The following is a 12,874-nucleotide window of genomic DNA, read 5'->3' on the forward strand; positions in this document are numbered from 1 at the left end:
TCTAATCAGCCAATGGTGGTTTCACTTCCACTAAAATTTCTTTTAAAATATCTCTGGCATCTAATCCTTCTACCCTTGCTTGTGGACGTAAAATCAAACGATGTGCACAAACATCTAAAAAAACATCTTGTACATCTTCTGGAATAACATAGATACGATCTTCTAATACGGCATGTGCTTTAGCCATTTGTACAAGTGCTAAAACCCCACGAGGAGAAACTCCTAATTCAATAAGGGGCATTTCTCTTGTTTTTTCACATAATAAGACAATATATTTTAAAACATCATCACTGATACGTACAGATGATAAATAGTTTTGTACTTCTATAACATTTTCTTTTGAAGCAACTACTTTAATTTTATCAATTGGATTATCATATCGACGCGATTTAATAATCTCAATTTGTTTATCTAAATCAGGATATCCAATCGATAAACATACCATAAAACGGTCTAATTGAGATTCTGGTAAAGGTTGTGTCCCTGCTGAACCAATTGGGTTTTGTGTCGCTATTGAAATAAATGGATGAGGTAAATCATAAGTAACACCATCAACTGTCACATTATGTTCTTCCATAGCTTCTAATAAAGCAGCTTGTGTTTTTGGTGATGTACGGTTAATTTCATCTGCTAAAAGTAAATTACTAAAAACAGCCCCTGGTCTAAATTCAAATTTTTGAGTTTCATTATTTAACATTGTAAAACCAACAATATCAGAAGGTAAGGTATCTGTTGTAAACTGAATTCTTTTATAATCCAAACCTAAAGCTTTAGAAAAAGCTAACGCCAATGTTGTTTTCCCCGTACCAGGAGTATCATTTAATAAAATATGTCCTCCAGCATAAATTGTCATTAATACTTTTTTAATTATTTCATCCTTACCAATGAATACTTTTGATATTTCATCAATAATATGTTGTGATTGCTCAATTATCATTTTCTTCTCCCTCGTTTTCTAAAGCCTCTTGTTGATTGTTATTTGAATCATCTTGTTCTTGATTATTCTCTGTCTGTATTTCTTGTGAATCATCTTTTGTTTGAGTATCAGGCTCTTCTATTTGATTATCTAAATTTTGATTTTCGTTTATTTCAGGTACCACATAATTTAATAATGCTGCAACCTTCTTTTCTGCTTCTTTAATTTCATTTTCATGAATTTGAGCATCTGATATTTCATATCCTGCAAAACTATATTTCCAATTATCTATGTATGTTTGTTCTAAACCTGTCGCATCACCTGAAAGTGTAACATGAAAATCATCTGCTAAATCTTGACCAAATTCAAAGCCATTTCCATCACCATAATAATAAAGTAAGATAGGTGTAGCATTTTGGAAAACAACTTCCTTTAGAGTACTTCCAAAATTATTTGTCCAAAGCCGTGCTGGATACTCTGCATTATTCCCATAAACTTTTGGAAATGTCACTTTTGTAAGACTCGTACCACTAAATGCAGCCATTCCTATTGGACCTAAGCCATCTGGCAAAGTAAGTTCACCTTCTAATTTTGTTTCATAAAAAGCATAATCATCAATCCAATACATATCATCTGTCATATTTAATTGAATCGATGTAATAGGAACACTCTCGAAAGCATTCATACAAATCTCAAAGGTACCTTCTTTCGTAGCAACAGCTCCACTAATATCTGTTGTTGCACTAATTAAATAAAATTCATTATCCACTGTAATTGTATTTCCATCTTGATCTGATCCTCTAGCATAACCATATAAGATAGCTCCACCATAAGATTCATCTAAAAAATAACTACTACTATATGTATTACCACCATAATATCCATCGCCATCATAAGGAACAAACATTTTTTGATTCGTTGATGGTAAATAATAATTTTCAAAATTTGCATTTTTAGCATTTAAGGCAATATAACGAAGATTAGGAAAGGATCCATCCGTTATTTCCAAAGCATTTTCTTGAATTGTAATCGTATCTGTATTAGCTGAGAAAATGCCTTCTAAGTCATCACAACCATAAAAAGCATAGCTATCAATTTGTACCACTTGTTTAGATAATTTTACAGATTTCAATTGTTTACAATTTGAAAAAGCATTTTTACCAATTTCAGTAATTATTACTCCTGGAATACTATCTTCATCAAAATAAACCAAATCACTTGGCGCATTTAATAAAATGGTTGCATGTGCACGATCTCGATAATACATTTCTAAATATTCAAAACCATCTTTTACATTTAATGATGAATCGGTTTCATTCAATAAAGCAAACTCTGTTGGTTCTAATAAATCACTCCATTTAGATTCATACAAATGATAATAATTTCTAGCAATACTAATTCCTTTAAGATTATCACTATCACTAAAAGTATCTTTATAAACACTTGGCATATTTTGAGTTAAAATCATCACATTTTCAACACCACTGTCTTTAAAAATTTGATGACCTAATTCAATATTTCCTCCTGTTAAAATAATCTGTGTAATATCACTATTTCCACTAAAAGCTTGATCAGCTATTTTTTCTACTGTTTCAGGAATAACAATTGTCCCACTTGCACTATCTAAAGTACTTACTAGTATCTTTTCATCATCACTAAAAACCAAATTATTACTTACTGTATAATCATAAGATTCATTATTTTCATTAACTATACTTGTTACAAAACTTCCATAACTCTTTTTAAAATAGTCTAAATAATATTGATCAGGTACGTGAACTGTTGAATCTGTAGGAATATTAGAAAAAGAATGGCTATCTATCAAACACTTACCTTCAAAATAAATATCATGAACATACCACGAAATAGAACTACTAATTGATGTAACTCCTTCAGGAATATAAATAGCATCAGCTATTGGTGTTTGAAGAATCACTGTTTGAGATTTATCCATTAATAATCCATCTTCATTTGAACTAAAATTAGGATTATTTTCATCAACGATATACTTTCCATATAAATCAGGTCCTGTCCAGCCATAACCAAAAGAAATATCATCAACGATCTCTGAAATATAAAAATCACCATTAAATTCTTTTCCAAAAATATCATTTAATTCTACTTTTTTTATACCATCTGGTACATGAATATCAGCATTTAAATCTCCAACATAATTGGTAAAAGCATATTCATAAATTGTCGCAAATATTGGTGAAAAAATCGTTTTATCTTGTAATTGAACAATATATTCCTCTGGTAAATCTACCATTTCTTGAGGAACAAGTGTAATTCTTCCTTTTTGAGTGATTGTGTAGTCAGATTGATCTTCAATAACACTACCATCTTCCTCTTTCCAGCCAATAAACATTTGTGTAGAATCTTGATATGTTGGAATTATTAAATTGTAATATTTTCGTAAATCTTCTGTTTCATTTTTCTTTAAATAAAAATATTTTATTTCTTGTTGATTATAGTCTTGTAAGGAAATACGTGCCTGATAATCAACTTTAAATTCATAAATATATTCTTGCCATGGACTTGATTCATTTAGTCTAAAATAAAATGATACTTTAAAGTTTTCTGTTGCATATTGAGGATAAGAACCTATTTTAAAATTATCATTATAATTTTCTATTCTATAAAGTGTTGGATAGCTATCCCCCTCTTTCCTTTCTGAAACCATCACAACCATATTACAAAGTAATTTCCATGGAGTGATCACACAACCATCATAGAGCATTGTAAGATTGTCAAGATATAAATCTTCTGCAGCCATAAAATGAATATTGTATTTTGCATTTTCTTTTTGTTCAATTCCTGTATTTGGCAAAGAAATGGCATCTTTATAAATCTCATTATTCGATAAATCTGGTAGCGTTGGTTCTGGATCTGGATCAACAATCGGTGTTGTTTCATGATTTGTATTTTTATTTACTTCATCATTAGCGATGCCTGAACTTGCATCTCCTGTAGCAATAGGCATTCCTGTTCCGGGAATGACAACAGTTGCATTTCCATTATTTGTTGTTCCATTTGGATTAACACCTATCGTATTGCCACCATTTGTCCCCATACCTGTTTGTCCATAAATTTTTGTCGGATCCACTCTTCCTTGATTTTTAAATAAATAAGGAGAATTATTAAAATTTGTTTGTGAAATTTTATCTAATGCTTGTTGATTTTCATTAAGATATTGACTTTCATCTTGATTTTGATTTGTGTTTGTTTGTTGATTTTGATTTGAAAAAACAACTTGATTATTTTTCAAATCTAAAGCTTGTGATTGTGGTGAGAAGATTGAACTGTTTTGGTAAAGTTGATAAGCAGAAATCGCACATGAAAAAGAAACAACCGTCACAACCACAGCTTTTCCTAAATACGGTACTGATAATTTAAATGTCTTTTTCATTATGCATCTCTCCTTGAAAAATATTCACTTAATTCTTTTTCCATTACATCAAAATCAATAGGCTTTGAAAAATGTCCATCCATTCCCATCTCTTTAGAATAGCGTTTATTTTCTACATATGCATCAGCAGATAAAGCAAAGATAGGAATTGCTTTACCCGATTCCATCGTTCTTATAATTTGCGTTGCTTCATAGCCATCCATTTGCGGCATTTGTATATCCATTAAAATCAAATCATAATAATTTTTAGCATGCTTCTTAAATGTATCAACTGCTTCTTGTCCATTTTCTACACGATCGACAAACGCTCCTTTAGAATTTAATACACTCATACAAATCTCTGCATTAATTTCATTATCTTCAGCAAGCAATATACGCTTTTTCTCAAAACTAAATTGTTCAACAACAACTTCTTTTTCATCTTCATATTCTTGACTTGGAGCAACTGGTAAATTTAAAAAGACTGTAAAATCGGTTCCTTTACCTTCAAGACTATCAACAACTATTTCTCCACCCATCAATTTAACAAGCTGATCTGTAATAGCCATTCCAAGTCCACTACCACCATACTTTTTAGAAATTTCAACTCCTTCTTGTTCAAACGGTCTGAATATATGACTTAAAAACTCTCTTGACATTCCTTTACCTGTATCATGAACACGCATCATAATATTTGCAACCTTATCTTCTTTATACATTTGTCTAAATGTTACTGTAATTTCACCATTATCAGTAAACTTACTAGCATTGGATAATAGATTAACAAGTATTTGCATAATACGTAATTCATCTCCCATAAAATATTTTACATCAAAATCAAAATAATCGATTTTAAATAAAACATTTTTCTTTTCAATTGTTTCTTTAAAAATATTATTTAATTGTGCTTTTAAATGATAAATATTAAATGGTTTACTCTCTAATTCTAATTTTCCTGCTTCCATTCTTGACATATCCAAGACTTCATTGATGAGTGAAAGTAAATACTTAGAAATATCTTCTGCTTGTTGTAAATAGTAGCTTCCTTGTTTAGCATCTTGTTTTGATTGTCCGGCTAATGTCAGCATCCCAATAATTCCATTCATAGGCGTTCTAATTTCATGTGACATTCTTGATAAAAATGAAGCTTTATATTCACTTTCATTTTTAGTTGTTTCTATTTGTTGTAAATAATCTAATTCTTTTAAAACATCTTCACTATGGTCATAAAAAGCGAATAGATGATATTTTACATGTTCTATTGCAGTAATTGTTAAAATGAACCATTTATTTTCATCTTTCATTTTAAAAGAATATTTAAAAGGTTCTTGTTGATTCCATTGCTTATATTCTTTTAAAAATTGTCGGTAAGTATCATCTTCTACAATTTCTTTTAAAACTTCTATATCAACTTGTATACGTTTTGGTAAAATATGAAATACTTCTTCAAAGTGAGAAGATAAAAATAATACTTTGTAATCTTTCTTTCTAACTAAGACATATACTTGACTTTGATCTTTATAAAAAATATTATTTAAAAATTCTTTTTGAGAAAAGCGAGGATTTTTATGTTTTTTATAAAAAAAAGCAATCGTATTTAATAAAATCACAAGACCAATTACTAAAATAATCAATAAAAAAATTGTCTGACTATTCTTTCCTATTGTTATAATGATTTTTTTCATATAAAAATCCTCCCTTTTAAATTTATATAGTCACCCACTTTTTTATTATAAGGACAATCTCAAACTTATGCAAATTTTCATTTTCTGTTCATATAAAAAATATATACTTTTTAAGAGGTGATTTTATGTTTTCAAATGACAATGAGTTAAAAAAATACCTTTATTTAATAAGTTATGCAGGTATTATCTTAGCTATTATTTTAAATTTATCGTCTGTTTTTAGTTTTATTCAATATCTTTGGCAATTAATTATTCCTTTTATAGTTGGTTTTTGTATTGCTTTTATTTTAAATATTATTACAAATCAATTAGAAAAAAGTTTATTAAAAAATGTAAGAAATAAAAGAATGATTTCATTTATCTTAACTCTTATTTTATTTGTTAGTTTTTTATTACTTATTTGTTTTATCATTGGACCCGAACTAATCCATTCTCTTAAAGAAATTGTTAAATTGGCACCTAATGCTTATGATCAACTACTTATTTTCTTAAAAGAAAATAGAAATATAATGAATGGAAGTTTTAAAAATATCATCGATTCTATTATTTCTTTAGATCTTGACTTATCTGCTTTATATAAAACAATTATAAATAATTGGCAAAGTTTATTTCATTCTGGATTTTCTATTTTATCAAATACATTAAGTAGTTTATATACTTTCTTTATTGGTCTTGTCTTTTCTATTTATCTTCTTTTTTCTAAAGAAACATTATCTAGACAACTTAAAAAGACAACAATTGCTTTTATTGGAAAAGATAAAACTGAAAAAGTTTGTAAAATCATTCAGTTATCAGGTGATACTTTTACAAGTTTTATTACATGTCAATGTTTAGAAGCTTGTATTCTTGGAAGTATGTTTATTGTTACAATGGGTATTTTAAAAATGCCTTACGCTATGTTGATGGGAGTAGTTATTGCAATAACTGCATTGATTCCTGTTTTTGGAGCATTTATTGGATGTTTTATAGGAATTATTATGATTGGTATTGTAAATCCAATCCAAGCTATTGAATTTATTGTTTTATTTTTAGTTCTACAACAAATTGAAGGTAACTTTATTTATCCTCATGTTGTAGGAAATTCTGTAGGTCTTCCTTCTATTTGGGTCTTTGTAGCTGTAATCATAGGTGGAAATTTAATGGGTATCATGGGAATGTTTTTATTTATTCCTTTAACATCTATTTTCTATACTTTATTTAAAACTTATGTTAAAGATCAATTAAAAAAATAAATATCTTAATACAAAAAGCCAAGACTCTCATCGTCTTGGCTAATGGATAAGATGTAAAATATCATCTTCATTACTAATATCAAATATATGTTCAACAAGCATATTAAGTTGTTGAGAATTGAATTTATCGATTTTCATCATTAATTCTTTTAGATTCTTCATAATCTCCTTCATATAATCCTTGCACTGCTTCTACAAGATATCTTACTTGTGAATTTTTAATCTTTGTTGTATCTATTTCTTTAATATCTACAAAAAAGTATTTCCAATCATTATAATATTTTCCATACTTTTTGATTTATCCATCATCTCTTGTAGTCTTTGGGGTGCCTTCCAAAAAGAAGAACCTGCATAAAAGACAATCATAATATTAGGCATCAATTTTTTACGTCCACTGATCAATTGATTATAATAATCCAACATTTCATATATTCCGGTTCTAACAACCATCCTTTTGATATTTTTAAAATATTTAAAACCTTTTTAAGCTACATTATTTTAAATAAAAAAGAAAAACTAAACCTTACGATTTAGTCTATATCTTCTACTATTTTATTAACGATATCCGTTAGTGTTCCATCATTTTTTACATGATAGTGGCAACTATCTAAATAAAGTTGATGTCTTTCATCAAATAATTGATAAAGTTTTTCTGGTCCATCTTTTAATAATGGTCGATGAGCTGTTTCTACATCTGTTACAATATTATCTACAGGTCGATCAATATAGAAAACAGTACCCGCTTGTTTTAAAACGTCTCTATTTTCTTTTCTTTTGATGACTCCCCCACCTGTAGAAATAATATAGCCGTCAAGCTTTGCCATATCTAAACATGCTTCACTTTCTCTGTCCCTAAAATATTCCTCAGAGATGGCAAACATATCAGGTATTGTACATTGATATTTTTTTTCAATATATTTATCCATATCAATAACTGGCATCTTTAATTTTTCTGATAATAATTTGGAGATGGTTGTTTTACCACACCCCATGATTCCCACTAATATAATATTTTTCATTCTTACGCCCTTTTATAATTTCCCAATACTTTTAACGTTGTACTATTTGCTTTCATTTTATTAATAGCACGTTGAATTCTTTCTTCATGCATATTTCCTTCAAAATCAATATAGAAATAATATTGCCAATATTGTGTTTCAATTGGTCTTGATTCAATACGATCCATATTAATTTGACTTTGTTTAATTGTTTGTAACATGTTATCTAAAGCTCCAACTTGATGAGGTAATGTAAAGATAACAGAAACTTTATCACTTTCTTTTGGACAAATAAATTCTTTAGAAATCACCATAAAACGTGTTCTATTGTTTTTCTTATTTTGTACATTTTCTTTTAACATTTCTAAACCATAAAGTTTACATGCAAGTGGTGATGCAATGGCTGCTTTAGTTGGATCTTTTGAATCCATTACATATTTAGCAGCCATGGCTGTATCTTGAAATGGTCTTTGTTCAATATAACGATGTTGATATAAAAATTCACTTGATTGTGCTAATCCTTGTGGATGTGAGTAAACTTGTCTGATATCCTCAATCTTTGTCCCTGGAAGTGCCATTAAACATTGACTGACATTAACTGCAGTTTCTCCTACAATATAGAAACCATATTTTCTAATTAAATCATAGTTATCATTAATTGAACCTGTTAAACTATTTTCAATTGGTAAAACACCATAATCAATTTCACCATTTTCCAAAGCCACATAAACATCTTCGAAGTCTCTATAACCAATATTCTTTGTTCCTTCACCAAAGAAATTTTCAACAGCACTTTGTGAAAAAGCACCTGCAATTCCTTGATAACCTACAACAGGATCTTTTTTAAAGTCTGTTTTAATATTTTCATCTAATTCAAGTGGTAATAAATCTGATTGATAAGATTTAGAAACTGTCATCATTTCTTGAATAAAACATCTTGCATATTCTTTTAATTGATCATTATTTAAACGATTTAAGTTCTTTTCAATAACTTCTCTTTCTCTTTCAAGTTGGAAAATTTCTAAATGATTTTCAATTTTATATTCAACGACACTTTTTGAAAGAGCCATACGTTTTTCAAAAAGTTCCATTAATTGTTGATCAATTGCATCTATTTCAATTCGGCATTGTTTTAAATCTTTCATACTTATTCCCTCATCATATCAAGTATTCCTAAAGCCATCATTGCTTCTACAACAACAACTGCTCTTTGTACAATACAAGGATCATGTCTTCCTTTTATTTCTAATTCTACATTTTCTTTTGTTTCAATATTAATCGTCTTTTGTTTTTTAGCAATCGAAGGTGTAGGTTTAAAAGTAACCGTACAACTTACAGGCATACCATTTGTAATACCACCAGTAATGCCACCATTATGATTTGTAGAAGTTCTTACATTTCCTTCTTCATCATAATAATAACAATCATTGGCTTCACTCCCTAACATTTCATCAATACTTTCTCCATCGCCAAAAGAAACACTTTTAACGGCTGGAATTGAAAACATCAATGAAGATAAATGACTTTCTAAAGAATCAAAGAAAGGTTCACCTACTCCAGCAGGAACATGTAAAGCAACACATTCAATTTTTCCACCAACACTATCTAAATTTTCTTTTGCTTTTAAAATCGTTTCTTCCATTTTTTCAAAAACATCCTCTTTAATTGTTGGATATTGTTTTTCACTTAATTTTAAAAGCATTTCATCATCTACATTTACAGGGAACTTTTCATCTTTGATTTTTCCAATTGATAAAATATGTGCTCCTATAATAATTCCTTTTTGTTTTAAAATCTGTTTAGCAATATTTCCCGCAAAAACGATTGGGGCTGTAATTCTTCCAGAAAAATGACCACCCCCACGGACATCATTAAATCCTTTATATTTAATATAAGCAGGATAATCACTATGTCCTGGTCGCATATTTGTTTTAAGTAAAGAATAATCTTTAGAATGTTGATCACTATTATAGATGACTCCTGTAAGAGGTGCTCCTGTGGTAATGCCATCTTGTAACCCTGATAAAATTTCTACTTGATCTGCTTCTTTTCTAGCTGTCGACATTTTATTTTGTCCTGGTGCTCTTCTTTTCATATCACGCGAAACTTCATCTAAATCAATTTGAATACCGCTAGGAAGATTGCCAATGGTAATACCAATAGCTTTTCCATGGGATTCACCAAAAATTGTAAGTTCTATATTATTTTTATAAGTTGCCCCCATCGATTTTTCCTCCTAACATCTCGAAATCTTCCCAAAAACTTGGATAAGATTTTTTAACACATTCTTTATTATCAATAATGACTGGTTCCTTACACACTGTTGAAGCAATCGCTAGCATCATCGCCATACGATGATCATCATGACTTGATACATTTCCACCAGTTAAAGTTTCTACACCATCTAATTCCATAGAAGATTCATGTTCAACTGCATGTGCTTTTAGTTTATTCAATTCTTCAACTGTTGCTTGAAGACGATCACATTCTTTAATACGTAAACGTCCGGCATTGATGACTTCACTATGTCCACTTGCAAGTGCTAATGCAAGAGAAACAACTGGAATAACATCAGGGCATTGACTCGCATCCACAGTTGTTGCTTTTAAACCATGACTCACCACTTTAATTCCTTCATCATTTTCCACGATTTCACAATTCATTTGTTTTAAAAAATCAATTGTTGCTTTATCACCTTGTAAAGAATCTAAGTTTAAATCTAATAATGTAACATCATTTCCTAAAGCACCCGCTACTAAATAGAAAGCAGCTTGAGAAAAATCAGATTCCACACGATAATCTCTTGCCTTATATTCTTGTCTACCTCTTACAATAAATTGTTTATATTCATGATTCACAATTTCAATACCATAAAGTTTTAATACTTGTAATGTTAAATCAATATATCCTTTACTTTCAAGTGGTGTTGTAATTTCAATGATTGAATCAAATGATAATAAAGGTAAAGCAAATAATAAACCGGTAATAAATTGTGATGAAATATTACCTGGAATACGATATAAATCAGGTTTTAATTCACCCACAACATTTAAATCTAAAACATTTTCACGATATAAATAACCAATATTTTGTCTTTCAAAGATTTCATAATAGGTATCTAATGGTCTTTTCCCTAATTGTCCTCTTCCTATAAAACGTACTTTATTTTCTTTAGCAAGAGAAATAGGAACCATGAAGCGAAGCGTTGATCCTGATTCTTCACAATCAATTTGGACTCCTGGCATCGTATTATTTTTAGTAAATGTGTAATTACCATTAATAATAAGATAATCTTCATGTTGTTCAATAATTGTTCCAAGTGCTTCCATCGCACCAATTGTTGCTTTGATATCTTGAGAATATTCAATATGATCAATTCTTGAAATACCTTTAGCAAGACTGGCTGCAATAATCGCACGATGTGCTAATGATTTTGAAGGTGGAACAGATACTTTTCCTTTTAGTTTTGTAGGAATTAACTTAATTTGACTCATTTTATACCCTTTCTTTTTTTAATAAAAATTCTTGATTTGTTTGATAAACATAACTATCTCCTATTTCTTTTAATAAAACAACAGATAATGAATTATTAATATTCTTTTTATCTAAAGAAATAGCTTGAATAAGATTTTTTGTTTCAACTTGACATTCATATGGTAGATTGTATTTTTGTAAGATTTCTTTAATTTGCATGGAAGATCCTGTTTTTGTCAAATCTAGACTTTCAGCAAGTTTTGTAATTTGATACATTCCAATACCTACGGCTTCCCCATGAGAATATTTTTCATAGTGATAATATTGTTCTATGGCATGCGCATAGGTATGACCAAAGTTAAGTAATAAACGATCACCAAAATCAAATTGATCTTTTTCAACAACTTCTCTTTTGATGTTGACACAATTATATATGATTTCATCAATAAATTCATAGAGTTCTTCAAAATTTTGATAAGAATTTAATTGATCAAATAATTTTTTATCTTTAATACATCCATATTTAATGACTTCTCCCATGCCATCACTGATAAAATGTGGATCTAATGTCTTTAATGTACATGGATCAATCAAAACCATGGATGGATGATAGAAAGCTCCTACCAGGTTTTTCCCTTCAGGTAAATCAACCGCTACCTTTCCACCAACAGAACTATCCACTTGTGCAAGTAAAGAAGTAGGAATTTGGACAAGTTTTACCCCTCTCAAATAACTACTTGCGACAAATCCTGCCATATCACCAATCACACCACCACCTAAAGCAATGATTAAATCCGTTCTTGTAAGTTTAAAATCTAAACATGCTTTATAAAGTGTTGGTAACATATCAAAACGTTTTGATTTTTCTCCATGAGGAACAACGACATGATTGACTTTAAAATCTTTTTCAAGATTTAAAGTCAAATCATCGCCATATAAAGGATAAACTTGATCATCGGAAATGATCATAATTTTCTTTCCTTTAAAGACTTCTTTTATTTTTTCATTTGCATGTTTTAAAATATTTTTTTCTATATAAATAGGATAACTATGTTCCTTTAAATTAACGATCATTTCCATTTCAGTCACCTTAAATTTCTTTACCAACAGCATCAGCAATTGGTTTTAATTCTTTCATCAATTGTTCAAATTTGGCTGGTTTTAATGATTGTGGTCCATCA

General features: G+C 29.2%; 11 protein-coding genes. 1 reads left to right on the forward strand and 10 read right to left on the reverse strand.

Annotation, left to right across the window (positions count from 1 at the left end; genetic code table 11):
• Position 1: 1 nt before the first annotated feature.
• Genes OCV55_RS12315 through OCV55_RS12325 form a run of 3 tightly spaced genes read right to left on the reverse strand, consistent with a single transcriptional unit; the run spans position 2 to position 5,989 of the window.
• A complete protein-coding gene (locus OCV55_RS12315; protein ID WP_147580764.1) occupies positions 2-937 on the reverse strand; it encodes an AAA family ATPase in 936 nt (311 codons plus the stop codon).
• On the reverse strand, positions 927-4,325 hold the full coding sequence (locus OCV55_RS12320; RefSeq protein WP_147580765.1) for a leucine-rich repeat protein: 3,399 nt from the start codon (positions 4,323-4,325) through the stop codon (positions 927-929). The genes OCV55_RS12315 and OCV55_RS12320 overlap by 11 nt, the downstream gene beginning before the upstream one ends.
• Positions 4,325-5,989 carry an ATP-binding protein gene (locus OCV55_RS12325; RefSeq protein WP_147580766.1) on the reverse strand — a complete coding sequence of 555 codons (1,665 nt, stop codon included), beginning with the start codon at positions 5,987-5,989 and terminating at the stop codon, positions 4,325-4,327. Before OCV55_RS12325 ends, OCV55_RS12320 begins: the two co-directional genes overlap by 1 nt.
• 125 nt (positions 5,990-6,114) lie before the next feature.
• On the opposite strand from OCV55_RS12325, the gene OCV55_RS12330 reads away from it, so the two are divergent.
• Positions 6,115-7,221 (forward strand): AI-2E family transporter, encoded by a 1,107-nt coding sequence (locus tag OCV55_RS12330; RefSeq protein WP_147580767.1) that lies wholly within the window; start codon positions 6,115-6,117, stop codon positions 7,219-7,221.
• A gap of 39 nt (positions 7,222-7,260) precedes the next feature.
• Here the strand turns inward: OCV55_RS12330 and OCV55_RS12335 are convergent, their stop codons facing one another.
• The 7 genes from OCV55_RS12335 to aroB form a co-directional block, all read right to left on the reverse strand.
• Positions 7,261-7,383 (reverse strand): hypothetical protein, encoded by a 123-nt coding sequence (locus OCV55_RS12335; protein WP_267309938.1) that lies wholly within the window; start codon positions 7,381-7,383, stop codon positions 7,261-7,263.
• A gap of 87 nt (positions 7,384-7,470) precedes the next feature.
• Complete coding sequence (locus OCV55_RS12340) at positions 7,471-7,644, reverse strand: hypothetical protein (RefSeq protein WP_267309939.1); 174 nt, start codon at positions 7,642-7,644, stop codon at positions 7,471-7,473.
• Positions 7,645-7,751: 107 nt separating this feature from the next.
• Complete coding sequence (locus OCV55_RS12345) at positions 7,752-8,240, reverse strand: shikimate kinase (RefSeq protein WP_119362921.1); 489 nt, start codon at positions 8,238-8,240, stop codon at positions 7,752-7,754.
• A 2-nt stretch (positions 8,241-8,242) separates the two neighbouring features.
• The gene (pheA, locus tag OCV55_RS12350; RefSeq protein ID WP_147580768.1) at positions 8,243-9,364 is read right to left on the reverse strand and encodes a prephenate dehydratase; all 1,122 of its coding nucleotides are present in this window, start codon (positions 9,362-9,364) and stop codon (positions 8,243-8,245) included.
• Positions 9,365-9,366: 2 nt separating this feature from the next.
• On the reverse strand, positions 9,367-10,443 hold the full coding sequence (aroC, locus tag OCV55_RS12355; protein ID WP_147580769.1) for a chorismate synthase: 1,077 nt from the start codon (positions 10,441-10,443) through the stop codon (positions 9,367-9,369).
• Complete coding sequence (aroA, locus tag OCV55_RS12360) at positions 10,427-11,713, reverse strand: 3-phosphoshikimate 1-carboxyvinyltransferase (RefSeq protein ID WP_147580770.1); 1,287 nt, start codon at positions 11,711-11,713, stop codon at positions 10,427-10,429. The genes aroC and aroA overlap by 17 nt, the downstream gene beginning before the upstream one ends.
• A 1-nt stretch (position 11,714) precedes the next feature.
• Positions 11,715-12,773 (reverse strand): 3-dehydroquinate synthase, encoded by a 1,059-nt coding sequence (gene aroB / locus OCV55_RS12365; RefSeq protein WP_032091674.1) that lies wholly within the window; start codon positions 12,771-12,773, stop codon positions 11,715-11,717.
• Between the last annotated feature and the right edge of the window lie 101 nt (positions 12,774-12,874).

It is taken from the genome of [Clostridium] ammoniilyticum (genome assembly GCF_025566905.1).
Taxonomy (GTDB): domain Bacteria; phylum Bacillota_I; class Bacilli_A; order Erysipelotrichales; family Coprobacillaceae; genus Faecalibacillus; species Faecalibacillus intestinalis.